General features: G+C 33.6%; 21 protein-coding genes. 1 reads left to right on the top strand and 20 read right to left on the bottom strand.

Annotation, left to right across the window (positions count from 1 at the left end; translation table 11 throughout):
- Positions 1-84: 84 nt before the first annotated feature.
- The 20 genes from KMW28_RS08195 to KMW28_RS08290 all read right to left on the bottom strand — a co-directional run bounded on the left by KMW28_RS08195 (position 85) and on the right by KMW28_RS08290 (position 22,441).
- Positions 85-1,086: a DUF3667 domain-containing protein gene (locus KMW28_RS08195; protein WP_169664644.1), complete on the bottom strand. Its 1,002-nt coding sequence runs from the start codon at positions 1,084-1,086 to the stop codon at positions 85-87.
- Between the two features lie 126 nt (positions 1,087-1,212).
- Complete coding sequence (locus tag KMW28_RS08200; protein ID WP_169664643.1) at positions 1,213-2,292, bottom strand: iron-containing alcohol dehydrogenase family protein; 1,080 nt, start codon at positions 2,290-2,292, stop codon at positions 1,213-1,215.
- A complete protein-coding gene (locus tag KMW28_RS08205; protein WP_066208440.1) occupies positions 2,285-3,478 on the bottom strand; it encodes a DegT/DnrJ/EryC1/StrS family aminotransferase in 1,194 nt (397 codons plus the stop codon). Before KMW28_RS08205 ends, KMW28_RS08200 begins: the two co-directional genes overlap by 8 nt.
- 245 nt (positions 3,479-3,723) lie before the next feature.
- Entirely contained in the window at positions 3,724-4,788 is a 1,065-nt protein-coding gene (locus KMW28_RS08210) for a hypothetical protein (protein ID WP_169664642.1), read from the bottom strand.
- A 231-nt stretch (positions 4,789-5,019) separates the two neighbouring features.
- Positions 5,020-5,856, bottom strand: a complete 837-nt coding sequence (locus tag KMW28_RS08215; RefSeq protein WP_169664641.1) for a hypothetical protein — start codon at positions 5,854-5,856, stop codon at positions 5,020-5,022.
- A 301-nt stretch (positions 5,857-6,157) separates the two neighbouring features.
- Positions 6,158-8,125: a hypothetical protein gene (locus KMW28_RS08220; protein ID WP_169664640.1), complete on the bottom strand. Its 1,968-nt coding sequence runs from the start codon at positions 8,123-8,125 to the stop codon at positions 6,158-6,160.
- Between the two features lie 201 nt (positions 8,126-8,326).
- A complete protein-coding gene (locus KMW28_RS08225; protein WP_169664639.1) occupies positions 8,327-10,234 on the bottom strand; it encodes a muramidase family protein in 1,908 nt (635 codons plus the stop codon).
- 86 nt (positions 10,235-10,320) lie between these two features.
- Positions 10,321-10,962, bottom strand: coding sequence for an O-methyltransferase (locus tag KMW28_RS08230; RefSeq protein ID WP_169664638.1), 642 nt, complete (start codon positions 10,960-10,962; stop codon positions 10,321-10,323).
- 4 nt (positions 10,963-10,966) lie between these two features.
- On the bottom strand, positions 10,967-11,449 hold the full coding sequence (locus tag KMW28_RS08235) for a PaaI family thioesterase (RefSeq protein ID WP_205958193.1): 483 nt from the start codon (positions 11,447-11,449) through the stop codon (positions 10,967-10,969).
- Positions 11,449-12,165, bottom strand: a complete 717-nt coding sequence (locus KMW28_RS08240) for an RluA family pseudouridine synthase (RefSeq protein ID WP_066208425.1) — start codon at positions 12,163-12,165, stop codon at positions 11,449-11,451. The genes KMW28_RS08235 and KMW28_RS08240 overlap by 1 nt, the downstream gene beginning before the upstream one ends.
- A complete protein-coding gene (locus KMW28_RS08245) occupies positions 12,146-13,210 on the bottom strand; it encodes a sensor histidine kinase (protein ID WP_169664637.1) in 1,065 nt (354 codons plus the stop codon). The genes KMW28_RS08240 and KMW28_RS08245 overlap by 20 nt, the downstream gene beginning before the upstream one ends.
- A gap of 71 nt (positions 13,211-13,281) precedes the next feature.
- Complete coding sequence (locus KMW28_RS08250; protein ID WP_066208421.1) at positions 13,282-13,971, bottom strand: response regulator transcription factor; 690 nt, start codon at positions 13,969-13,971, stop codon at positions 13,282-13,284.
- Between the two features lie 144 nt (positions 13,972-14,115).
- Positions 14,116-16,416 (bottom strand): peptidylprolyl isomerase, encoded by a 2,301-nt coding sequence (locus KMW28_RS08255; RefSeq protein ID WP_169664636.1) that lies wholly within the window; start codon positions 16,414-16,416, stop codon positions 14,116-14,118.
- A 176-nt stretch (positions 16,417-16,592) separates the two neighbouring features.
- Entirely contained in the window at positions 16,593-17,609 is a 1,017-nt protein-coding gene (locus tag KMW28_RS08260) for an outer membrane protein assembly factor BamD (protein WP_066208417.1), read from the bottom strand.
- Positions 17,610-17,879: 270 nt separating this feature from the next.
- On the bottom strand, positions 17,880-18,890 hold the full coding sequence (locus KMW28_RS08265; RefSeq protein ID WP_169664635.1) for a DUF4097 family beta strand repeat-containing protein: 1,011 nt from the start codon (positions 18,888-18,890) through the stop codon (positions 17,880-17,882).
- Complete coding sequence (locus KMW28_RS08270) at positions 18,862-19,650, bottom strand: hypothetical protein (RefSeq protein ID WP_169664634.1); 789 nt, start codon at positions 19,648-19,650, stop codon at positions 18,862-18,864. The genes KMW28_RS08265 and KMW28_RS08270 overlap by 29 nt, the downstream gene beginning before the upstream one ends.
- A 2-nt stretch (positions 19,651-19,652) precedes the next feature.
- Entirely contained in the window at positions 19,653-20,177 is a 525-nt protein-coding gene (locus KMW28_RS08275; RefSeq protein WP_169664633.1) for an RNA polymerase sigma factor, read from the bottom strand.
- A gap of 129 nt (positions 20,178-20,306) precedes the next feature.
- A complete protein-coding gene (locus KMW28_RS08280) occupies positions 20,307-20,732 on the bottom strand; it encodes a Fur family transcriptional regulator (RefSeq protein WP_066208409.1) in 426 nt (141 codons plus the stop codon).
- 101 nt (positions 20,733-20,833) lie between these two features.
- Positions 20,834-21,466, bottom strand: a complete 633-nt coding sequence (locus KMW28_RS08285) for a hypothetical protein (RefSeq protein WP_066208408.1) — start codon at positions 21,464-21,466, stop codon at positions 20,834-20,836.
- Positions 21,467-21,493: 27 nt separating this feature from the next.
- On the bottom strand, positions 21,494-22,441 hold the full coding sequence (locus KMW28_RS08290) for an MlaD family protein (protein ID WP_169664632.1): 948 nt from the start codon (positions 22,439-22,441) through the stop codon (positions 21,494-21,496).
- Between the two features lie 218 nt (positions 22,442-22,659).
- Between KMW28_RS08290 and KMW28_RS08295 the strand changes: the two genes are divergently transcribed.
- On the top strand, positions 22,660-25,701 hold the full coding sequence (locus tag KMW28_RS08295) for a putative LPS assembly protein LptD (protein WP_158297615.1): 3,042 nt from the start codon (positions 22,660-22,662) through the stop codon (positions 25,699-25,701).
- The last annotated feature ends 2 nt before the right edge of the window (positions 25,702-25,703 follow it).

Genomic DNA, 25,703 nt, shown 5'->3' on the forward strand with positions numbered 1-25,703 from the left:
TTTAGGTTGATATTATGACCCACTGAGAAAAGCGTCTCTCAGTGGGTTTCTTTTTATATTTTTTTCAGAAAGGTTATTTGATAATCAAAAGATTAAAGCGGATAATATCACTTCTAGGATAGCAAAAAAGAACATACTTACAAAGTGTATATGCATTGCTAAACTGCCTTTAATAATTGTTTTTATCCAGGACTGTCCATAGAACTTTTTCATCATTACAAAAGTCATTACAAAACTATATAGCCAAATAAAGGTATTTATTAAAGCACTAAAATCCTCTGGTCCAAAGTGTGAAATCAGAATCATTAGAGTGAAACAAAATAATGTAAATGCATGTAGATGAGTCGAGAAGACCAAATGTTGTATGTATAGATTCTTTATTCCGCCTCTTTTTCTGATATAAAATAGTTTGAGATATAAAGCAAATAAAGGTACCAACAACATAACCGCAACCGACATATTTGCAAATATGGACTGTTTTAAAGTTTTACCATTGTCATTATATATTTTCTGCCCTTGTTTAATGATAATCACATTTATCCATTCTTTTACACCTAATGAATCTCGAATAAAATCATTGGTTAAGACGGTTTCATTTTTATAAGCTTCAATGATTTTTTTATCAAAACGATCTCCATTAACAGTCACCTCATTTATAACAGAATCTTTACCAAAATCAATTACTGAAAATGGGATACTATTTTCTTTTTTCTCTTCTGATTTGTTCTTTACTTTTTCTTTACCACTTTTATTAATGACTATACCGTCATCTGTTACAACTAGATGATTAAATAAGAAAAAGAAGACAATAGAACAAACAAGGTATATTCTAAAGGGTTGAACATACTTTACTCTTTTTCCTTCCAAATAAGCTTTAGATAATTTTGCTGGATTGGTGATAAATGGAATAAATGTGTGGAATAATCTTGAATCCCAACTCATTAATTCATCTGCAAACTCTTGGATTAAGTCTCTAAGTTTTAGGTTGTAGTCAATGTTTTTTTGTCCACAGTTAGAACAATAGTTATCATTATTGCTTAAGTCATTTCCACAATTTTTACACTGCTGATGAATAGAGCCCTTCATTGTCATAATTAGTTCTGTTTATTATCTGAATTATAGCTTTCAGATTGCTAGTAATGTTTAGTAAAAAACGAATATAAAAAAAGTCCTCCAAAAAGGAGGACTTCTTCTCTATATTCTTCAGAAAGATTACAGACGTTTGAAGATCTTTTTGATATCTTCTCTTGTCCATTTTTCTTCCCAATCAAGACCAATTGCATGGTTCCACATATGTGGTAGGTTGTAAGAAACTTCTACCATAGCATCGATTGTCTCCTCAGACCATTCTTTAGAAAGACCTTGTGGAAGATCAACGTTATGTTTTTTGATCATTTCTTTAAACTCTCCAACAGCATCACCATAGAATTCTTCTAAGTGATAGAATGCTAAACAGTTCGCAAAACCATGGCGAGTACCTAAGATTTTTGATAAACCATATGAAATAGCGTGGCAAGCACCTACTTCAGAATAAGTCAATGATAAACCACCAAATAGAGAGGCAATCATCAATTTCTCATCATTTTCTAGATTTTGGCCAGCGTTATCACCTAAATACACCTCACGGCAAAGGGCTAATGCTTGGTCACCGTAAGCCTTTGAGTAAGCATTGAAGTATAAACCACTTTCAGCTTCAATACAGTGGATATAGCAATCCATACCTGTATAGAACCATTGGTTGGTATCAACAGTAGCTAATAACTCAGGATCAAGAACAGCTTGGTTAAATACTGTCCAATCACACTTCAAGCCTAATTTCTTAACAGGTCCAGTTAGAACGGCTGTCATAGAACATTCAGCACCTGTACCTGCCACTGTAGGAACACCCATGTGGTAGATACCTGCTTTCTTCACCAAGTTTAATCCTTGATAAAGTTGAGATGAACCTTCGTTAGTAACCATCAAAGATAAAGCCTTAGCAATATCCATGATAGATCCTCCACCGATACCAATGATACCAGAAGGAAGACCTTTCTCTGCTAAGATTTGATCACGAAGTCTATCCACTTGATCCGTAGTTGGCTCGTATTGGTCGATATCCTCAAAGAATACCATATCACCATCATGAGCAGGGATACGATCAGCAAGTTTTTTTCCTTCGAAATACTTGTCAACGATAAATACCATGAATTTATCGTTTTCATCACGTTTAGGAGCTAGGATGTCATCAATTTGATTGAAGGCACCTTTTCCATAAACGATTTTGTCGATATTTTTAAAATTCTTATGCATGTTCTACAACAACTTGTTTCAATTGTGAGATTAACTGATCAGCAAATGCATTGATTTCTTCTTCAGTCCATGTCGCACGGATACCAATAGAAAGAAGTCTACCAATAATGTTTTGTGATTTAGGCAATTCAATTGTATTCCAATCTTGGCGGTGCTCATAATCATGAATAGCCAATTTGTATGGAGATTTTAATTGCTTTAAGTGATCCCACTGATTGATAAAGTGGTACATGTTTGTGTACCAGTAAGCTACACCTTGAACTTCTTTTGATGCTTTAAGTGCAAGTTCAGGAGTTTCCATGAAGAAGTTTAAGAAAGTTGCTGAATCACCTTCTTCGTCTGGCAGACAACGGAAAGTAATAAAAGGAACTTCTTTACGTAAACGTTCTTTTAAGATCGCTTTGTTTTTTCTGTTTTGCTCACGGATCATTTCCAACTTACGCATTTGAGCTACAGCAACAGCAGCGTTTAACTCTCCTAAACGGTAGTTGAAGCCCATAATAGGGTGAGGTTCCATTCCACGGTTATCACCAACGTGAGAGTGACCGTGATCAGAGAACTGACCCATGATCTCGTATTTATCTGTGTCGTTTGTGAAACACACACCACCTTCTCCAGCAGTAGTAATTTTGAAGAAGTCAAAAGAAACAGCACCAGCTTCGCCGAATAAACCTACGTGTTTTCCTTTGTAGAAAGCACCTAAAGCTTGACCTGCATCTTCTAATAATTTGATATTATGCTTATCACAAACTGCTTTAATTCCATCCAAATCAGCTGCAGCACCACACATGTGTACCAATAATACAGCCTTTGTTCTTGGAGTAATTGCTGCTTCAATAGAGGCAGCGCTCAAGTTTAATGTTTCGTCTACTTCAGCAAATACTGGAATACCACCAGCAAATAATACAGCCTCGATAGGAGCGATAAATGTAAAAGGAGTACAAATAACCTCATCACCATGTCCAATTCCAGCAGCAGCCATCATACAAGCTACAGCAGCAGAACCAGATGAAACAGCGTGAGCATGTTTTGCACCAGTATAATTTTGGAATAATTCTTCGAATTCTCTAGCTTTCCAATGACCATTTCTTTGATCATCATGGTTATATCTAAAAAGCATTCCGGACTCTAAAACGTCCATTACTTCTTTTCTTTCTTCATCACCAAAATATTCCGTTCCTGGCATAATCTATATAATTAAAATTGAATAATTTGTCGTCAATTTTGACTCGGCAAAGGTACAAAAATTTATGGATCGATAGGTTGATCAATCATTAAATTTTTGGACTAGCCCGGTATTATAACACTTCAATAGATGATGTTGCCAAAAAATGATGTTAATAAATGTTTGATGTATTGAAAATTAAATATTTAAATTATTCAAAACATAAAAGGCATCCATTTTTAAGATGCCTTTTTGATTTGATATTTCTATAATGTCACTCCTTTTAAGAAGTTTTTACCCTTAAAACCGAAACGATAATTAAGACCAAAAACAATTTGATTTCTACTCCCTAAGAAAGAGTATAAAGCAGTAAACTGATATCTTTTATTATGTTGATAATTAATCCCTAAAGACATACTCCATGGATAATATAAAGCCTTGTCAAATGTATAATGAAGGTTTAATGGGTCGGTACTATTTAAATAATTACTTGCTCCTTGATATACAGGTTCAAGAATTTGTTGTTCTGTAGGGTTTAATTGACCATACCAAGTATCTAAATTTTGACTAGCTCTAATTTTACCTTCTGGTGTAATACCAACTAGTTTCTCAATGTCTACTTTACCACCACTAGATTTATTCAAACCTAAATATTGAACACCAACAAGTGCAACGACATTTCTGTAAGGTTTCTTTCTAAAACGAAACATATGTCCAATTCTGGCACCAATTACATTTGTTCTCGTAGCCTTGTCTGTACTACCCGTGAAAGTATATACTTGTGTATAGTCCAACGATACTACCAATGGGCCAACACCACCAGCGACAACCGTACCCCAACCTACAGTAGGACCTTCACTTTTAGCCGTAAAATCAGCTTTGAAAGGCAAACCAAGTGATACTTGAGTATCTGATTTAATATATCCACCAATGCCATAAACATTTAAAAAGGGTAATAACCAAAAATCATATCTAGCTGATACTGCTTGAACATTTGGAGTGATATTATTAAAACGAGCAAAGCCATCAACATTCATCAGTTTAGAAGGAGAAAAACCTACATTTAGGTTGCTCACCATAAGATCTTGCTTAGAGTAAGCATAGTTAATCATAAGGCCATTTGGGAAGGGTAAATCAAAACCCATTTTTCTCAATTTTGATCCCATAATTGGAAAGTGCCAAGGATATTCTGTTTTCTTTAAACTATCTGTATAATGTTGATAATCATCTTCAATAGCAAGATTGGATACAGACCCCTGACCAAAAGATGTTTTTTGAAAAGCAAATAAAGCAATAAGAATAAGACCGAATTGTAAAATTTTCTTTTTCATAATTGATAGCAAGATTGAAATATTTTGGATTGAATTAATTATAGATTATTTCTAGATTGATTACCTTACAAAGGTCTTGGTTTTGGCTATCAATGAGTTACATAAAACGATTGATCATTTATACATTATCGTCAAAGTGAATATCAGATAATTATTTCTTAGGTATAGAAAATAAAAAAGCACCCATTCAAATGGATGCTTATGCTCTAAAACTTATCAATAGTATAATGACTATTTAGGGAAGATAAATGTAACTGATGCTCTAAAACCATATTTCGCTTTTTGAGCAGCTGGGGCAGCAACATTAAACCTTGGACCTGCAGATAGTTGTACTTTTTGCTTACCTAAAGAGGCTACACCACTAATACTTGGCGTAAACCAAATCGTTGTAGAGTTATCCATCCAATTCTGTGTTAATTCCATCATAGCTGATGCTCCTGCACCAGATTTCCAGTTGTATGTAGCAAATGGTTGGAAATAAAATTGATTCACATCGCTTCTAGCTTGGTCACCTGCTACACTCCAGATTTGATTTACTAAGAATCCATAAGTGAAAGCATTTTGTTGTTTCAAGGCAACGAAGGTAGGGCCTAAACCAAATTTACCAGTACCTAAAAAATGATTGGTTGCTGAAGGAACCAAGAAAGCTGGTCCAATACCCCAGATCAAACCATTTTTAGTTTTCGATGGACTAAAGAATCCACTCAGTACCATATCACCTAAGCCAGATTCAGAATTACCATAACCGGAGATGTTGTCTTGGTGTACTACAGGTAAAACCATACGAGTAATCAGGTTGATGTCTTCAGTAAGTTTAAATGGAATAACAGGCTGAACATTGATAGTGTGTCTTGCTCCGTTGTGCTCACCAATACCAAAGTCCATATTACTTTGAAAAGGAGCACTAATTAGATTGGCAACCGGATTGGCTAATTTTTTAGCCAAATCTTCGTCAGAGTGTTTTTCTTGAGCCATGATAAAACTAGACCCAAAAACCATTAGAAATAGTAAGCTAATGGTCGCTTTCGTGTTTTTTGTAAATTTAAATTTGAAGAATTTTGTTTTCATGATTGATAGCAAATTGAAATTGTTTTGGTTTGATTTAAAAAAGGATTATTCCTTTATTCTTAACCTTACAAAGATCTTTGATTTAGATATCAAACAGTTACATGAAAACTTCATGAAGTTGCATATTTTGATCAAATAATAAATTGATTTCATATATCTATAGGTTTTTTTTGACCTATTTTAAGTTGTACTATTTGTACATTTTATCAATAGAAAAAGCCTTGATGAATTTCATCAAGGCTTTAAGCATACTAATATTATTCAATCTTCTAATATTATAGATTCTAACTATGAATGATCTTTATCTGTGCTCTAAAATAATGGTAGCAGAAGTGAAGTTATTGGCCACTTTGACATCTTGATATGCAGAATTGTATAGTAATAATGAGATCACTAATGACAAACGTTCCTCTGTAATTACTTCTGTAAAAAGACTACTTTTGGCTAGTGCTGTCACCAAAGATTGAACAATATTTTCAACACCAGTATCTTGTATATTGATCAATACTTCTTGAATTACTTTACTTACATTTTCTTGGTTGATATTATCCTTAATAATATCAAGTTCCATAATCATATTGGCTATTTTATCAGCTACTAATTGTGTGTCTAGATTGGCTATGCCATCTATTACTGGGAATAATATTCCGTAGACATTTTCTTCATTTACTATTGATGTGATAGCATCACTCACTGTTTTTGATATCTTGAATGATAAATATTCAGAGTCTGTACCATCTATTATCAATAATAATTTCGAGGATATATATTCGTGAATTGTTGGTGAAGCAATATCAGCCAAAGCACTTATCAATGAAGTGATGATAGGGGCAGCAGTTTCAGAATCAATAGATTGTAATTGAGTTAGTCCACCATTAATGGTTTGATATATAAACTCCGTACTTAAAAATTGATTTTTTATCAATTCGCTTATTTCTTGAGTCGTTTTTTCAGCTCCTCCATTAAGTGAAATCACAGGTTTAGCAGCAATAAACGCTGTTTTTAAAGTTGATGTCATACTTTCATAATCAGGGTTCAAATCAATTCCATCGAAAGTATTATTTATAGTATTAATAATGACTTCGATTTTATTCGTAGTCTCTTCTGCTAATTCACCCATTTTTAAAATTGATGTATCTTCAATTTTTGAAACAGTTGGATATATGATATTATAAAAAGTTTCAACATTTAAGAAGTTGTCTTCCAATAGAGAAGTAATACTTGATGATACTGAAGAAATTGTTTCAGCATCAAGTTGTGTATATTCATCCCAGATTTTTTCTGAGATCGGCATAATTCTATCTTCTGTAAGAATCTCAGAAATTACATTCATAATAAATGATGTAATGGTATCCGCACCTTCTTCAGGAGATGAAACGATCTCATCTAATTTAGGGTAAATGAAATCATATATCTTGTCCTTACTAAGTGATGATTGTAGAAGTTGTGCAATTTCTTGGCTCAATTGTCTAGAAAGTTCATCAGAATCAAAATCAATGATCTTGTCTAATTCTGCTTTTAAAACATCTGATAATTTAGCTTCAATTTCTAAAGACTCTAGGAATTTAAATAACTCCTCAGAAATAGCATCTGCAGTTTCTTCAGGGGGTAAATGCTCAATAAATTCTCCTTTACCAGCAAGCCAACCTACAAGTGCATTATTGATTAATCTTTGAACGGTTTCATTATGATAAAGAAGCTTTGTCACAAGACCACCAATCTTATCTGGTGTCCCATTGGCAACATATTTTACTAATTTCTCATTAGCATCTTTAATTAAAGAAGCAGCTGATTCCTCGTTGACGTGTAGTCTGAATTGTTTCAAATCCTCATCATATTGATATTCATAATTCAGATTGATAGAAGAATTGGTAATTCTAATTTTTTGGTCATTAATGATAAAGTATCGACCAATACTATCAGTTAAGAAATTATAGTCATGATGAGAGGTTGTGATATCACCACTTGTTGTAAACTGATGAAAAAATGACTGATTATCTAAATCCTCAAATACCATATCACTTAAATCATATGTTCCTCCAGACAAAATATCTGATGAGGCTGCTGACCAAAGAATAGGAGGGGCGATATCATCACTTTTTGTAATTACCTCAAAATTATTTAAATACCATTGGTGTTCATTCAGAATAGATTTCGTATCCTGAACAGTTTCAATAACGGGGTCCATTGGTTGTTCACAAGCAAAAACAAGGATATTTAGCAATGGAAGAAATAGAAGGTTCTTCAGTTTTTTTGTAATAGTAATCATGTTGATTTATTTAAAGATTGAATTAATATGAAAGGTATCTTTTGATTACATTACAAATATCATAGACAGAAAAAGGAGTTAGTTATATGAAATAATTAATGATTTACACATTTTCGTCATTTCACTACTTTTAAAAAACGAACATAAAAAAAGCCTTGACAACTTCATGTTATCAAGGCTTTATATTAATGTGTGTAAGAATTATTTGATTCTCAATCGTTGTCCTTTTTTGACAGTATTGGAATCCATATTATTCATCTTTTTGATATCATTGATAGAAACTCCATACTTTTTAGAGATAGAATAAAGAGTTTCACCACCACTTACCATATGATATTCAGGAGCAGTATTTCCATTTTCCGAAGAAGGATCCGTTAAGCGTAATACTTGTCCTTCGTTAATCGAACCATTGCTTCCTAAATTATTCCAAGAGATAAGGTCTTTATGGTAAATTCCATACTTTCTTGATATAGCAAATAATGTTTCTCCCTTAGCCACTTTGTGAGTTTTTGCAGAAGATACATCAGGTGTACTTGTACTAGCTGCAACCAATGGAGTGCTTTCAACCACTTTAGTCTCTTCAACTACCGCAGGTTGCTCAGCAGCAGCTTGATGATAAATTGACTCATCTACTGTTGTAGTAGCAGGACCTCTTGAAGCAAATGTTGGTTCTTCTGCTGTTTTTTGAGGAATCTGTAAAAACATAGGAAGTCGTGCGTAGTTGCCTTGATCTTGAAGCACTTTATTTTGGTTGATGATATCTTGTTCTGAAATACCATATTTGGCTGAAATAGATGCTAGTGTTTCTCCGTCTTCCACAGTATGGGTTAAAACCGTTCCGGAATAGGCACCCGTTGCATCGATTGCACTATTTGAAGCTACCGAATTAAATTGATTTCCACTTGGGTTACTTACAAAAACTTCATCACCAGGGTGTAATTCTTTATTGTTATTCCACTCTTGTAATTGTCTTGCAGAAACACCGTACTTTCTTGCAATTCCATAATAGAACTCGCCAGGTTGTACTGTATGCTTTTGTACAGCAGCCATTTCTGTTTCAGCAGCCATTTCTGTTTCAGCAGCCTCTTCTTCTAACGCGTCAGCAGCAACAACAGTAGCAGCACCTGCCACAACTGCAGTTTCTCCAACAGTTATTGTACCATTACCTGTTCGCTCATTTGCTGGCATAATTTCAAAAGAATCATCAGTGGCAATAGTCTCTGCTGCTTGTTTTTCTACAGCGGGTTGATCTGTTGGAATTACTATGGTTTCTTCTGCAACTGTTTCATCTTTGCCTACTACTAGAACTTGACCTTCTTCGAGTGCAAGATTATCTCCAATGTCATTCCATTCTTTTAGTTCTAACATGGTTACGTCATACATAGAAGAAATTGTAAATAAGGATTCACCTTCTTGAACAACGTGTGTTTTACTGTTAGGATCTATGTTTAAAGCTGTGCTGTCCACACCTAGTGTCACTACCGCAGCAGTTTCTACTAAAGGAGTTTCGCTTTCTTGAATTTCTTCTTCAACAACAGGTTCTTCTAATGGCGGTAGGTCTACCACTTTTGGAGGAACTGATTTAGGTCTTTTCTTTTGAAGGAATAAAACACGACCACGTGCAAGTGGTTCATCGACTTTCATTCTATTTTTCTTAGCCAATGTTTTTAATTTGATACCATATTTTTGAGATACCTCCCATAGGTTTTTTTCTGTATTTACCGTATGATTGGGTACCATGGCTTTCCCTTTTTTTGCTTTAAGGTAATAGACATGTCCTTCCTGTAAATCATCAAAAGAATCCATATCGTTGTATTTGTAAATTTTCTTTACATCAACACCTAAAGCATTGGCTATTAGCATAAGGTTTTGATTTGGACCTGCAATAAAGGCAGGGATTGCATTGGCATCCACCAATGTAATTTCTTCCCCATTTACAGTCTTAGTTTGAACATTAGTGATAATAGGATAGGGGTTATCATCTTGATAAGGTTGATAATTTACTATTAACTCTGCTCGTTTTAGGGATATTATATCAGTATGTTTATTAAATGAGCTTAGTAAGATAGTTGCTCCAATTAGTAAACTTAAAGTATTTATTTTTTTCATAATAGGTTATGTGTACCTTTTTTTGAGAAGTCATGGTTAAGCCAGTACCGACCGACCTATATTAAATTACTTATTGTGTGGCTAAATTACAATTTTTGAGCCATTAAAATACCATCACGTAAGGGTAATATGCAACTTTGTACTCTTTTATCAGATGTAACTTTATTATTGAATGACATAATAGCTTGAGTCATTTTATCATTCGCTTTTTCATCAACAACTTTACCTTTCCACAAAACATTGTCTATCAATAGATAACCTCCTTCTCGAAGAAGAGGAAGACACATTTCGTAATACGTGTCGTTGTTCATTTTATCAGCATCGATAAAAATAATATCAAATTGATCCCCTAAGTCAGGTATTATATCAACGGCTTTTCCAATATGAAGTTTAATGATATTAGAAAGTTTAGCTTTTTTTATGTATTCGGAAATTATTTTCTCCTTTTCGTCGTCAATTTCAATGGTATGTAATTCGCCGTTCTCTTGCATACCTTGTCCAATTGCGATAGCAGCATATCCAGTAAAAGTACCGATTTCCAATACTTTTTTTGCAGACATTCCTTTGGCTAACATGGTTAGAAAAAGTCCTTGAGGATGTCCAGAAACCATATGAGGCATATTCTCCTCGAGATGCGTAGCTCTATCCAATGCTTTTAATGTTTCATTTTCTGGAGTGGCTACTTTCTCAATGTATTCATCAATTAGTGGATGTGTAATATGCGGCATATACTTATTTTACAAATGGATTTTTATCTTTAGATGCATCACTATTAAATACTTGAATAGCGATTACTTCAGCTTCAGCAGTTTGAACATCACCCGACCAAGAGGTGCATTTCATGACAATCTTTTTACCTTTACTTTCAGTAACTTCGGCCACTAATCGTATGGTCTGATTAATCGGTGTTGGTTTAAGGTACTTAATGTTCATTGTACCTGTGGCATACCTGTAATATGGAGCAGAATCTAGTGCTCTTCCTTCCGATTTATAGGCGTCAGCCATTGCTGTACCCATACAATGACAGTCAATAATTGTCCCTAATATTCCACCACTAAGTAGGTTAGCCCAACCATGGTATTTTTCTTCAGGAAGCCATTCACATATAGCCAAATCGCCCTCCCAATAACTTTTTATATGCAATCCATCCTGATTGTCCATTCCACAGCCAAAACAAACATTGCCAGGCATATGATCTTGAAAGTATGGTGACATTATTTATATTTTTTCATTTGAGTAATTACTGCTCTCATATCTTTAGGATATTCAGCTTCAATGAAGATTTCAGAACCATCGACATCTTTAAATCGAAGTGATCTTGCATGTAAAGCTACTCTTGACATCAATGCTTGTTCTTCTGTTCCTCCTTTTAGATTGAATTTACGTCCCTTGATTTCTGAAAGGTAAGGTGATTTACCACCGTATACTTCATCTGAAATAATAGGAGAACCCAAGTAAGCCATATGAATCCTAATTTGGTGCATTCTACCTGTAAGAGGTTTACAAGCAACCAAAGAGTGGAATTTATAAATATCTTGCGTTTTCACCAACGTTTGTGATGGTTTACCCTCGATATCAATACGAACATTACCTCTGCCAGAAACTAAGATGTTTCTATCTACCATAACGCCGTCAAAGTTTTCTACGCCCTCAACAACTGCATGGTAAATTTTCTCCACTTCTCTTTTTTCAAACTGAATTGCCAAATGACGATAAGCTTCGGGTGTTTTAGCAATGGCCATTACACCAGAAGTTTCTTTGTCGAGACGGTGACAAAGTTGTGTGTCTCCACCATATTTTTTTGCTTCCTGATAAACAGTTGGAAGCGTTTTATCTCTATCTTCTAAACTTGAGATATATGGAGGTTTATTGACTAATATATAATTATCATTTTCAAAAATGATCCACTTTTTAAAGTTCGGTATCTTCATTTTCAGTGTCGTTCACTAATTTCAAATCAAAAGAAAAATTAGAACCTTCTTCAGGAGTACTTGTTACAGAAATACCAGTATCGTGTCTTTCTAAGATGTGTTTACATATAGCAAGACCTAACCCTGATCCACCTTGTTTTTTAGTTCTACTTTTTTCTACTCTGTAAAAACGTTCAAAGATACGATTTTGATCCTCTTCAGGTATTCCGAAGCCATTATCTTTTACATTAATGGTAACAGTATCTTCTTTAACTTCCAAAATTACTTTAACCCATCCATTTTTGTTATTATACTTAATACCATTAACAACTAAATTTAAAACAACTTGCTTTAGACGATTGTAATCGGCATTAATGTAAATAGGGTCATCAGAAGGTGCTTCTAATGTAACAGTAATATTTTTCTTTTCAGCTTTTTGTTCTACTTGTTCTAAAACATCCACCAACATCACCTGCACATCAAATTCTTCAAACTCCATGTTGATTTCTCCTGCCTCAATTTTTGATACAGTCAACAAATCTTCTACAAGAATATTTAAAGCATTAAGCGATTTAGCTGCTTTTTTCAAGAAACGATCTCTTACACTTTTATCATTTACTGCACCATCCAAAAGGGTGAGAATAAAGCCTTGAGTGGCAAAAATAGGTGTTTTAAGTTCGTGTGATATATTGGCCAGAAATTCCTTTCTGTATTGTTCCATTTGTTTTAATTGGGCAATCTCATCTTCTTTCATTTTTGCGTAATGATTAATCTGAGATTTAATATCTACAATTGGATTTTTTTGTTTTTGTCCAAGTTCTGGAGAGAATCCATTGGATTGCTTTTGTCGTAGTTCGTGTATTTGTCTATGAATATTACTTATCTCTTTAAAAAAGATAAACTCTAAAACAAAATAGGTAAGCAGGAAGGAGGATGAAAAAGAAATAATTAAACCCACTACAACTCCCATTATAGAAACATCTGGTATGATAGATAGGAAAGCTGCAGTTATACCTCCAACACAAAGTGCTAGTAATAAGGAAACTGATTTCGCGTTGAAATACATAAATTCTTTATTTTAAATAAAAAACCTCATAACTAAACGCTATGAGGTTCACAAATATCGTAAAATGTGTTTTAAGCTTCAAACTTATAACCCACTCCTTTTACAGTTTTAATATAGCCTTCACCGATTTTCTCTCTTACACGTCTAATGTGTACATCTACAGTTCTAGCTAAAACATAAACATCGGCACCCCAAATGTTTCTCAAGAGATCATCTCTATTGAATACTTTATTTGGAGATTCTGCTAGGAAATACAATAACTCAAATTCCTTTTTAGGAAGTGTTTTTGCCTCTCCATCGATATATAAGGTATAACTTGATTTATCAATAGAGAATTTCCCAATATTAATAATATCCTTTTTCGATTTTTTACTCTTATGCTTTCTTTTAAAGATAGACTCAATACGTTTCATTAAAGCTCTTGGCTTTACTGGTTTAACGATATAGTCATCAGCACCCACATCAAAAGCAGCAACTTCGGAATATTCCTCAGCTCTTGCAGTTAAGAAGATAATATGGGCATCAGAAAGATCTGGATTTTCCTTTATTTGACGACAAGCTTCAACACCATCCATCACAGGCATCATGATATCTAAAATGATTAACTCTGGATGAAACATTTTAGCAGTCTCAACAGCCTGTTTTCCGTCGTTTGCAGTTTTTACATTATAGCCTTCTTTTTGAAGATTATAACTTAATATTTCTACAATATCTGGCTCGTCGTCTACAACGAGTATTTTACGTTCTACTTCTGTAGGCATCCTTAATGATATCTTTTAATTTTTCTAAGTTTATCCTCTAATTTATTGATATGATATTACTCTTCAAAGAAATTTTAGTAACTGTAATTTAATACTATTAAAATGTTCATGTTTAGTTAACATAAAACTTCCAATGTTACCAATTTACATTGTTTTCTTGTGATTATATAAAGATTGCAATATCGTGCTATCAATAATTACTTCATGCTTTTTATGTAAATCAGACAACCATTGTTTTTCAATTTCTTGTTGGTAGTCTGCAATTACAGCACCTTTTGATACATCAAATGGTTTTGGTCCTTTTGGTAAAAATGTTTTTACATCGGCAATAATATAACGATTACCTTCTTGGAAAATATATCTACCCACTTTAAAGTTTATTTGATCTGCATGAGGTAAATCTTCTTTTGTGTAAACACCTGTTTCAAAATTCACAGATAGGTTACTCATTCTATTCTTTACAGGAATATAGTTAGAAGTTAAGGTACTGTAAAATTGTACATTTACAGCTTCAGAACCTTCACTTTCCACAAATTTAATTTTAGATAGGTCAATTTTTTCTTTTTCAAGAAAAGCAGAGATCTTTTTAATGCGGTTCTTCTTCAATACTGTACCACTGTTTTTTGGCATTTGAATATCAAACTCCACAAATAAATTAGCGTCCTTATTTAAAACATTAGTGATGTTGTTTAAGTCACCAACAGTTGTTTTGTATAAGTATGAGCTACCTTTTTTGAAATATAGAGAAGAAATATCGCTTGGGAATACTTTGTAGTATCCGGAATCAAGCATTACGATAGTCTCATTTTCTAATTCCTTATTGCCTGTGTTATAAAAATCAACTTCCACACGATCCTCATATTGATAATGATCGATATTCTTAGTGTAGAATTCTTTTAATAATTCAGGATCTGAAGTCGCTTTATTCCAAACACTATCTTCCATTACTCTAAACAATAACAATCCGTCTTTGTACTCTTGAGATAAGTGAGCAAACTCTGGATATTTTGTCGGTAACTTTTCTCTTTCAACTTCAATTAATGTCTGATTCACGAAACGCTCATAGTATTGCTCTAATACTTCCTCCAAACTATCAATTGATGTTCTTTTTTGTTCATCGCTTACATACACGAAGAAGTCATTGTTCATCACTTTTTTACCATGTATAGTAAAGAGTGTCTTTTTCTTGATTTTAGTAGGAGTACTTTCTTTCAACGACCATTTCCCTTCTAAAAGAGTAGAGTCAAATTGAGAAAATGCAATCGTCTTATTCTCATCATTAGGAATAAAGTGATTGTCATTTTTCAGCTTTTGAATAAACTGTTCTTTACTTGTAGAAGATCTACTATCTCTTTTCACTTTTTTGACAAGAGATGGATACATCACATCGTAAGGCTTAACAGGTTCTTTTCTGTATAGTCGTATAATATGCCAACCAAAGTCTGTTTGAATAGGTTGAGCTATATCACCCACCTTGTCTACTGCTTCAATACCTTTTAAGAAAGCAGGAGGGAAGCGAACTTCTGAAACAGGTGGTAGAATTCCTTTTTTTGTTGATGTACGTTTATCTTCAGAAAAAGTACTACATAACTGATCCCAATCACCTCCATTCTGTAGGCTATCATAGATAGCAAAAATCTTTGTTTCGTGTGCTTTTTGATCCTCAGGAGAGTTTCTTATACTCGACTTAATCATGATGTGCTGAGCCTGTAAAGTACCATAACGAGTTCTTTTGTCTTGAATATAAAGTAAATGGTAACCGAATTGAGTTCTAATCGGGCCAGCGACATCTCCAATTTTTGTATTATATGCTGCTTCCTCAAAAGGATATACCATTTGAAGTGAAGTGAAATATCCTAAATCACCTTTATTCTGCTTTGCAGATGGATCTTCAGAAAATTCAAAAGCTAACTGAGGAAATTGCTCTCCATTTTTATATTTATTAAGTACCTCTAATGCTTTGTTGTAAGCTTTTAGAGTATCTTCTGGAATAGCATCTGGTTTACAGTTAATTAAAATATGAGATGCTCTAACTTCTTCTTTTTGACGTTCATATGCTTGCTTTACAAGACTGTCGTTAAATACAGACTCGGTTAAATAAGGCTCTTCAAGTTGTTCGACATACATTTTGTATTCGTTCTTGAAAGCATCTAATGTATCATAACCTAAAGCTTCAGCTTCTGCTACTTTTAATTTGAAATTGATAAAAAGATCTAGGTATTCATCTATACTTTCTTGAGTATAAAAACTTGAATCTTTTTGATAATTCTTTTCATACAAGTAAACGAAGTTCTCCTTAGTAACGTCTTTCTGATCTAAATGTAGAAGTGCAGGCGAAGTAGATGATATTGATGTACTACCTGATTTCATAGGCATTGTACAACCTGAGATTACACAACCTATAATTAACAAATAAGTATATACCTTGCTGGTTTTATTGAGCATGTTTGTTCAAAAAATTAAGATGCTATTAAGCAATAGCTAAAAAGTTAAATGAATGGACTAAGTGCCGTACCAATTTGATAAGTACTTAGAATGTAGTTTCAATATGTTTAATTCGAGTATTAAAATCAAAAAAAAGGTCGATAACTTAAACGTTACCGACCTTTCTTTGACAAATTTTATTCTTTTGCTTCCTCAGTTGGAGTTGCAACAGGTTCTTCCGATTCCCTTTCAGCTTCTTGGATTTGCTCCAAGTTTTTCGAACGCTTACGTTTTTGTTTTCGCGTTTCTTTAGGGCCATCATTAATTTCTTTCTCAGCTTGTTCTTTTGTAATCTTTCCAGCTTCTTGAGCAGCTTTAATTTTTGCTAACTCTTTTTCCCAAGCTGCTTTCTTATTAAGGTGTTTTTTTAAATCCTTATCAACATCTTTTTTAAGTTTGCCAGCATCTGCAAAAGCACTACTGTCTGAATAACGCTGACCGAATTTGCCATATGTTTCTATAGCAGATTCATAACGTTCTTCTTGTTTATCGAATACTGACATTTTAGCCAATTCGTATTCTGCCTCCATTTTTTTATACATGGCCTCAGGTTTGAAATCTGAGTCAGGATAATCTTTCATGAAGTTTTCATAAGCAATAGCGGCAGCTTTATAATATCTTAAGTGAGAGTATTGTTTAGAAATCTCAAAAGCTTTTAATTCCAATCTTGCTCTCAATTCATTAATCAAATCGTCGCACTGTTGAGCGTACTGACTAGTAGGGTAGCGGTTAATGAAGTTCTGAAGTTCCTCAATGGCTTGTGAAGTACCCGATTGATCAAGGTTGTAATCAGGTGTATCTTTATATAAAGAGTAACCATTCATAAATAAAGCTTCTTCTGCAAAAGGAGAACGGTTATAGGTTTCAAAAAAGCTTTTGAAGTGGTGGGCTGCAATTAAATACTGCTTTTGTTCAAATTGAGAATAAGCATAATAGAATTGGATTTTTTCATATTCAGCTGCACCAACAAAAGCACCCATGATATCCTCGAATAGAACAGAGGCTTTATAATAATCTTTATTATCGTAATAATTTAGAGCGGCATCGTATTTTTCGTTGATGTCTCTACTCTTAGATATTTTCGAAAACTTACTACAAGAAAAGGATAATGTACCTAAAATTGCACAAGCAATAATAATTCTCTTACTCAACATAACTGCAAATCTAGATTTAAGCCGACGTATAAAAAAAGGTTTTAAATTTCAACTCTGTTAAAAGATGGTAACTCTTTAGTAATTAGAGGATTAATTTTGTCGCTTAAATTAGCTTGTCCATTTTTTTAAAAATTAAAGATGCAAATATAATGGAATAACCTTTTTTGAAGAGGATAGCATAAAACACCATCAGGTTTGTTCCAAAATAAAAGACCCCCAAATTTAAGAAATGGAGGTCTCTAAAAATAATTTTTTATTGAAATAACCCAATTAATTGATTTTTATACTGCCATAACTGGATTTCAATACCAATTTCTTGTCAGAATTTTTATCCAAGTTATAACCTTTATACTCAGCTGAAGTATTTTTCTCTATTTGATAATAATTTTCTAAAGTGGATAAATTCGATTTGAACGAACCGTAGCGAACATTAGCTTCATAAGCAAAATCTACATTTTCAGTTAAATTCAATTTGATTGATCCATAAGAACTAGAAGCATTGATACCTGTGAAGTTTTTATCAACATGATCGACATTAATATTGCCATAACCAATTTGATAATTGAACTGTCCTTTAAGGTTGTTGATATTTAAGTTCGAATACTTCGAAGAACCAGAGACATTAATGGCTGTTCCAACATTAATGTTGCCATAAGCATCATCCAAGATAATATCATTGGCTTGTCCAATATTTAATTTACCCAAATACTTCGTTTCGAATTCACCTTTTTCGATATAATCAATTGTTCCATTACCATATTTGATGATAATCTCATTGCTCTCGTTTTTCAACTCCTTCATGGTTAGGTTGCCATAACCCACTTCAATGAATGCTTCACCTGAAATATCATCGGAAAAGATGCCTCCATATTTATTAATAAGGCTTAGGTTAATACTTTCGGGAGCCTTAACAGTATAGGTGATTTTAAATCCTTTTCTATCGTTAATGGATACTGAACTTGGCGTATTTGTTTTTAATGAAATATTATTTCCAGAAGAATTGTCTGATACTGAGATAGATTCTAACATACTTTGAGCTTTTGACTCGGAAGTACTCCACGCTTCGAATAATATTTCTATTTCTACATCTTTAATGTCTTTACCTGTTTCAATATTAATATCTCCATAACGATTGCTGATGTTCATTACAGAAGAGGTATTAATAGAGGTATACTTTTTAACTTCTTTTCTACTTACTGTATTGGGATGTTGTTTAGCTTGTAAAGCAGTGGCAATACATAAGAATAAAATACTAAATATTATATTGTTGAACTTTTTCATCTTTGTGATCTTCTTTGGTTTGGTCTAATATTATTTCCATTTGCTTATTAAGTAGCTCTACCTGAAGTTCAAGAACTATAATCATTTGTTTCTTGATGATTTCTGGCTGTTTAGATGTTTTCAATTCTCTTTTTAAATCCTTGTAATTGTCTTTTAGAGTACCCAACTGTGAATCGAAATCGGATAATAATCTGACATCTTGATAGTTTAATTTTTTAATCTGTACTTGCTTGGTGTTTATTACTTGTTTAAAATATTGTTCAGCTTGATTCCATTCGGTATCAGCTTTTACAGTAGCATTATTTTCTTTTAATGGTAGCTGTTGTGTTTTGAAAATAAAGCCAATGCCAATGCCAATAACAATTGCAGCAGCAATACTACTCCACCATCTATAATTTTTAGAAAAGTGAACTTCTTTCACCTTTGGTGTTTCATCTTTACTTTCTAATTTCTGATCGTCTTGATCAAGTTCGGTTGAAATCTTATCCCATAAACCAGTAGGAGCCTCAAATTTATCAATGGATCCAGTAGGCTGATCTAGGTTAATATCAAATGATTCGTCTCCTTCGAGTTCATTTTTGATATTTTTCCAAACATTATCAGAAGGTTGGCCACTATCTAATTTAGATTTGTTACTGATGATGACCTTTTCAACTTCATCAAATAAATAAGACTTAAAACGATCGTTGCATTTTGCCGATGGAGAATAGACATCCAAAGACGATTTATGCTCTAGGATATATTTTTCTAATTTTTCCATGGTTATATTGATGCGTTTAAAATATCTCTCAATTTTTTCTTTGCTCTACTATACTGAGACTTAGAAGCAGAAACACTTATATTAAGTATTTCAGAAATTTCGTTATGATCATAACCTTCCAGGAGGTAGAGGGAAAATACCACTCTATACCCATCAGGAAGTAACTGAATAGCTTCTCTGATTTTATCTATATTGAAGATAGCCTCATTATCCAATGGGTCTTCTTCTTTGATTTGGTCGATCGGATGAGACTCCGTATCTACAAAATCAATTCTTCTTTTATTCACATAATTGATAGAATGGTTAACTACAATTCTTTTGAGCCATGCTCCGAAAGTAGAAGTACCACTAAATTGATGAATGTTTCTGAAAGCGTTCAAGAATGCTTCTTGTAATACATCTTCAGCCTCTTCTAGATTATTTACAATTCTAACTGCTACGTTATACATTGCTTTAGAATACTGCTGATAAATTTCATACTGAGCTTTTCTATCACCTTCTTTACATCTTTCAAGCGTTGCCGTCATTATTTCGATTATTTTCGATTCAACTTAAAGACTTCGGTTTGTTTGAAAGGTTGCAGGATGAGAAATTTATTTTTAGAAAATTTCTGAAAATAGTTATAGTTTACTTTTTAGAGTGATGAATAGTTGTAATTAATCTTTATTACAATCTTTACAGACACCCAAAATTAAATAGTTTGTTTCTTTTGCTTTATATCCGTTGGGAAGAGTAACCGATTGTATAGGAAGGTCATCCATACATTCCGTATCTCCACATTCTTGGCATTTAAAATGAACATGATCGTGTGAGTGATCGTGCTCTGAGCAATGATTTGTATTACACATTGCAAATTTTACAATGTTGTTTTCATCGATAACACGATGTAAAATTCCTTTATTGATGAAAGTTTTGAGCGTACGGTATATCGTAGCACGATCACATATTCCCTCCAATTGGTTTTCGAGAATATTTTCTGATAGTGCAACTTTAGAATTCATAAATATATCTAGAATACTTACTCTACTAGCAGTTCTTCTTAGTTCTGCATTATTTAAAATATCGATAGCTTCATTACTCATAACACAAAAATAAAAGAAAGCGAGCAATTTTACTTACTCGCTTTAATAAACTTAACGTCAAAATTTGATAAATCACTAATCTGTAAAAGATTAGATCATTATTATTCTTGATTCACACCAGAAGGGCGAATGACAAATGAGTTTAAGAATGATTCAAAAATCGGCACATTGTCAATTTCCAATTTTTGTCCAATCTCTTGTATTTTTTGCAATTCTACCTCTGTAATAGACCTTTCGTTTAAAAGATCATCGTCCTCTTCCATGAATAAGAAAGAAAGAAACTTTACAAAAATGAATGGTGCATTTAAGATATCTCTTTTTAAATCACCCGTTAAGGCATTTGGGTTTTTTAGCGTTTCAAGAATCACATTATTAGCTTTCAAAGAAGAATGCATAGTGATTTTGATCAATTCATAAAAACGATCTTCCCAATCTTTAAAATTATACGAAAGGTATTTTAAAGCTGGAGCCAAAGGGTCGTTCTTTTGGAAGAAACTTCTTCTTGAAAGTTTTCTGGCTTTTCTTCTCAAAGTAATCTCTTCGTAGTGACTCACACTACCATTCGCTAATGCAATACCAATAGATGGAGAAATTAAAGTGATTGAAATGAAGTCATCGTCGCTTAGGTCCATAAAAGCAGGGTCCACTTTTAGAAAATCTCTTTTCAATGCCGTCATGGCGTTGTATAGATCATTGTCCCTTACTAGGGTGATCAATTCGCTACCTGTGATCATATTAGGTGTTTATTATATAATATCAAATTATTTTTTCTTCTCTTCTTTTGGTGCTTTGTCTTTTTTACCAAAAACAGAGAAGTGTACATATCTTTTAGGATGTGCTTGGAAATCGATGAATAAAGAATCCAAATCAGCCATTGTTTTTACCATTTGGTCATGAAGCTCTCTTTGGGTAAGTAAAGCACCAACAGATCCTTCTGGGTTATTTACATTATCTAAAGTTTTGTTCATGTTAGCAAGCAATAGTTGTGCTTCTTCAACAGTTTTCTTTAAATCTGCATTCTCCAAAGAGTCAGCAATGTTCTTAAAAGAAGCCAACATAGGTTCTAAGTTCGATGAAGCGTCAGCAAAATCATTGGAGATCTTTTCAAAGTTTTGAATCGATACATTCAAAGATCTTGTGTCGATATTCGCCATTTTGTAGTTGGCTGTTATTAGTAGGTCATCCACTTTCTGACTAGTGGTTTTGAAAGTTGACATCACAAATCGAGCAGTGTCTAGAGTAGATTCTAGAGAGGCTAAAATAGGATCTGCTTTCTTAGAAATCGCAGCTATCATTCCATCTTCAATTTCACCTTCTAATATACTTCCTTCTTCAGCTAAGGCTTTTTTCACAGGGAATCGAATAATTACCTGTTTGTCTCCTAACATACCTTTGTCTGCAATAACAGCAATAGCTCCTTTATAAATAGTGTAATCTTTATTAATATCTAAAGTGACTTTTACTTTATTATTTTCTTCTTGTAATAATTCCATAAAAGATACTCTTCCAACTTTAACACCGTTAATTGTGACTATATTTGAGACTTGTAAATCTGGAGTTTGATCGTAAACGACGAAGTATTGGTTTTGGTTAGAAAAAACATCAATTCCTTTGAGGAAGTTATATCCTACCCAAAGTACAATAAAACAGATAGTTGCGAAAAGTGCTACCTTTACTTCGTTAGAAAATTCGATTTTTATTTTGGCCACGTTTAAGTATTTTGGTTTGTATTTATAAGTTACAATTGTAGCTTGCAACTGTAATATGACTTCTCAAATTTATCAAAGAATATTATTTTATCTACATTTCTTTGGGATTTTGATCTTGAAGACTCGAAATATTACATTAAATTTGTGTGAAGTCGGTTATTCAATACCCTGACTTTATGTTTAAGCTTTTTAGTCATTATCTAAATACACTTAATTTTTTGCAAAACTTATTGTATGGACTTGCGAGCATCTTTCTGTTTATTTGTCTATCAGGAAATCAAGCGCAAGCGGGAGAAATAAGTGATGAAGAAATCACCGCGTTCTATAAAGTAGAGAATGATACTGCCAAAAGTAGGCAGGCGGTACGTACTTTGTCAAAAACTATTCGTCAGTTAAATGCAACTTCTAAAAATGAAACTTTAGAGAAGTATGCTGCTGCTCTACACGCTTTTTCAGATTCAGTGTTATTTAGAGGGGATAGAGAGTTACAACAAATCAGGAAAGATATGTCTGATCCTGACATCGTAGAGCAAATAGTCGATTTAAATAATGCCTTAGTTTCTGATGATGATATCGAATGGGACAATGTAGATGAAACCGTATTTGATGAACTCGATGCTATAATACTCGATTTTTCAGGAGGAGATAAGTATGTTTCGCCAGAAGAGATCTTTAATACATTAGACTTACTGAAAAGAGAGGGAGCTGATTCAATCGCGAAAGCGGAAGATCAATTTGAAAATCCTGTAGAATATACCGCAGAGCGAACCAATATGGTAATGAGAACCCAAACATTATACCTCGAAGAAAAAGCAGAGGTAACGTTTGGTGAACAGAAATTGAATGCAGGTCAGATTGAGATGAACTTTGTGACTCACATTGTAAAAGCACAAGGTATGGCTGATTCCACCGGTAAGATCGTTGAAAAACCCATTTTTGTTGATGGACAATCGACCTTTAATGCCAACCAAATGATTTACAATTATGAAACGGGTAAAGGTCTAATTAAAGGTATTGTAACAGAAGAAAGTGATGGTATTATCACATCTCAGTTAGTGAAAAAAACAGCAGGAGAGGAAATGTATATGGCAGACAACGTGTATACCACTTGTCGTTTAGAACACCCTCACTTTGGTTTTAAAACGCAAAAACTAAAGGTAGTCCCTGAAAAAAATATTGTATCTGGTCCTTTCTTAGTAGAGTTGAATGAAACACCTCTCCCTTTAGGCTTCTTCTTTGGTATTTTCCCTGCAACAACAAATAATACTTCCGGTTTCATTATGCCTACTTATGGTGAGTCGACCGATAGAGGATTTTACCTTAGAGATGGTGGTGTATTCTTAGCTTTAACGGACTACTTTAACTTACAAGTTTTAGGTTCTGCTTATACACTAGGTGGATGGGGTGTAAGAACACAATCCCAATACCGAAAAAGATATGCGTTTAGTGGTAGTTTTGGTTTCGATTATATCAATAACTTATTCCAGGAAAATGATGGTTCTGTATCGACTCAAACCGATTACTCATTACGTTGGACTCACTCTCAAGAAAGTAAAAAGAATTCACGTTTCTCAGCAAACGTCAATATTGCCAATTCAGATTATAACAGAAACAACTCACAAAACGCCAATGATTACTTACAGTCTTCGATGAACTCGTCGATTAGTTATAGTAATAGTTTTTCAGTAGGTAACGTAAATTTCTCCACAACGGCTCAAGGTCGTTATCAACAAAATGTTCAAACAGGCGAGGCAACATTAGCTCCAGAAGCAAGTTTAAACATGGCGAGAGCGAGGCCTTTTAAATCTTTATTTAAAAAGTCAAATCCTATTTCAGAGATTGGTATTACATATAATATGAGTGCTAGAGGTGAAGTAACCAACAAATTAGGTGCAGGTAAACTCCCTTTTGATGTGGTTGGTGCTGATAATTCAGATGATGATGGCATTGGAGAAGATGGTAAATATCCTGATTTATTAGCCAATTTAGGTGATTATTCCGATCAGTTCCGTTGGGGTGTGACACATGACATTCCAGTTTCCACTCAGATGAAAGTTTTAAAGCACTTTACGTTATCACCTAGTTTTTCTTATAAAGAATACTGGCACCCTGTAAGCTATGATTATACTTATATTGAATCTGAAAATGCGGTTTTAGTAGATACAACCAATGCGTTGACAAGATATAGTGAATACAGAACTTCAGTAGGTTTTAACACCAACATGTTTATGTTCTATAATATGAAAGGCGGTTCAATCTTCAGACATACGATTCAGCCTTCTATTTCATATAACTTTAACCCAGATTTTGGTGATCCTACTTTTGATTATTATCAATATGTACAAACAAGTGAGTCTAATACTAATGGAACAAAAGTATTTAGATCTCAAGGCGGATTAGTAGGAGCTCCTAGTGGAAATAGAAGTCAGGCCATAAGTTTCTCCATCAACAACATCTTAGAACATAAATCTGGTCAAAAAGGTGAAGATGGGAAATCGAAAAAGACAATGATCTTAAATAACTTGAGCATGTCATCAGGTTATGATTTCGAACGAGATTCTTTGAATTGGTCAGATATTAATGCAGGTTTCAGAACAACACTACTTAAAAAAGTAGATGTAAGTGTTAATTCTAGATGGGATCCTTACCGTTATGTAGTTACTTCAACAGAATATGATGAAGGAGCAGGTAGAGAAGTGGTAACAGGTCAGTATAAATCAAAAGACCTATTAGCAGGCTCAGGCGGAGGAGTTGCCAACCTTAGTAATTTAACTGTTGCAATAGGTACAAGATTACAACCAAAAGGAGCCAAAGAAAAGAAAGAAAAGAAATTGGATGAAATGGAGCCAAGGAACGAAATGGAACGTCAGATGATCGAAGAGATGAGGCGTAATCCTGATCTTTATATGGACTTTGATATTCCTTGGTCATTATCATTAAATTATAGTTTGAACTATAGTCAAGTAGGATTTGCTGAACCGACAGTCACTCAAACCTTAACGTTTAGTGGTGATGTTTCTCTAACACCAAAATGGAAAGTGGCTTTCAGGTCTGGTTATGACTTCAAATTAGGTTCATTCTCGTATACATCACTGGATTTAACCAGAGACCTACACTGTTGGCAACTTACAGCCAACTGGATTCCATTTGGACCACGTCAGTCTTATAACATTACAATCGCTGTAAAAGCAGCTATGTTACAAGATTTGAAGTGGGAGAGACGTAACTCATGGATTGATAGAAACGATAGATTCCAATAAAA

Origin of the sequence: Flammeovirga yaeyamensis (assembly GCF_018736045.1) — a bacterium.
GTDB classification, from domain to species: domain Bacteria; phylum Bacteroidota; class Bacteroidia; order Cytophagales; family Flammeovirgaceae; genus Flammeovirga; species Flammeovirga yaeyamensis.

Bases quoted from the DNA above. Each gene is read 5' to 3' on its own strand.
- KMW28_RS08195 (WP_169664644.1), bottom strand. From the start codon at position 1,086: ATGAAGGGCTCTATTCATCAGCAGTGTAAAAATTGTGGAAATGACTTA.
- KMW28_RS08200 (WP_169664643.1), bottom strand. From the start codon at position 2,292: ATGCATAAGAATTTTAAAAATATCGACAAAATCGTTTATGGAAAAGGT.
- KMW28_RS08205 (WP_066208440.1), bottom strand. From the start codon at position 3,478: ATGCCAGGAACGGAATATTTTGGTGATGAAGAAAGAAAAGAAGTAATG.
- KMW28_RS08210 (WP_169664642.1), bottom strand. From the start codon at position 4,788: ATGAAAAAGAAAATTTTACAATTCGGTCTTATTCTTATTGCTTTATTT.
- KMW28_RS08215 (WP_169664641.1), bottom strand. From the start codon at position 5,856: ATGAAAACAAAATTCTTCAAATTTAAATTTACAAAAAACACGAAAGCG.
- KMW28_RS08220 (WP_169664640.1), bottom strand. From the start codon at position 8,125: ATGATTACTATTACAAAAAAACTGAAGAACCTTCTATTTCTTCCATTG.
- KMW28_RS08225 (WP_169664639.1), bottom strand. From the start codon at position 10,234: ATGAAAAAAATAAATACTTTAAGTTTACTAATTGGAGCAACTATCTTA.
- KMW28_RS08230 (WP_169664638.1), bottom strand. From the start codon at position 10,962: ATGCCGCATATTACACATCCACTAATTGATGAATACATTGAGAAAGTA.
- KMW28_RS08235 (WP_205958193.1), bottom strand. From the start codon at position 11,449: ATGTCACCATACTTTCAAGATCATATGCCTGGCAATGTTTGTTTTGGC.
- KMW28_RS08240 (WP_066208425.1), bottom strand. From the start codon at position 12,165: ATGAAGATACCGAACTTTAAAAAGTGGATCATTTTTGAAAATGATAAT.
- KMW28_RS08245 (WP_169664637.1), bottom strand. From the start codon at position 13,210: ATGTATTTCAACGCGAAATCAGTTTCCTTATTACTAGCACTTTGTGTT.
- KMW28_RS08250 (WP_066208421.1), bottom strand. From the start codon at position 13,971: ATGCCTACAGAAGTAGAACGTAAAATACTCGTTGTAGACGACGAGCCA.
- KMW28_RS08255 (WP_169664636.1), bottom strand. From the start codon at position 16,416: ATGCTCAATAAAACCAGCAAGGTATATACTTATTTGTTAATTATAGGT.
- KMW28_RS08260 (WP_066208417.1), bottom strand. From the start codon at position 17,609: ATGTTGAGTAAGAGAATTATTATTGCTTGTGCAATTTTAGGTACATTA.
- KMW28_RS08265 (WP_169664635.1), bottom strand. From the start codon at position 18,890: ATGAAAAAGTTCAACAATATAATATTTAGTATTTTATTCTTATGTATT.
- KMW28_RS08270 (WP_169664634.1), bottom strand. From the start codon at position 19,650: ATGGAAAAATTAGAAAAATATATCCTAGAGCATAAATCGTCTTTGGAT.
- KMW28_RS08275 (WP_169664633.1), bottom strand. From the start codon at position 20,177: ATGACGGCAACGCTTGAAAGATGTAAAGAAGGTGATAGAAAAGCTCAG.
- KMW28_RS08280 (WP_066208409.1), bottom strand. From the start codon at position 20,732: ATGAGTAATGAAGCTATCGATATTTTAAATAATGCAGAACTAAGAAGA.
- KMW28_RS08285 (WP_066208408.1), bottom strand. From the start codon at position 21,466: ATGATCACAGGTAGCGAATTGATCACCCTAGTAAGGGACAATGATCTA.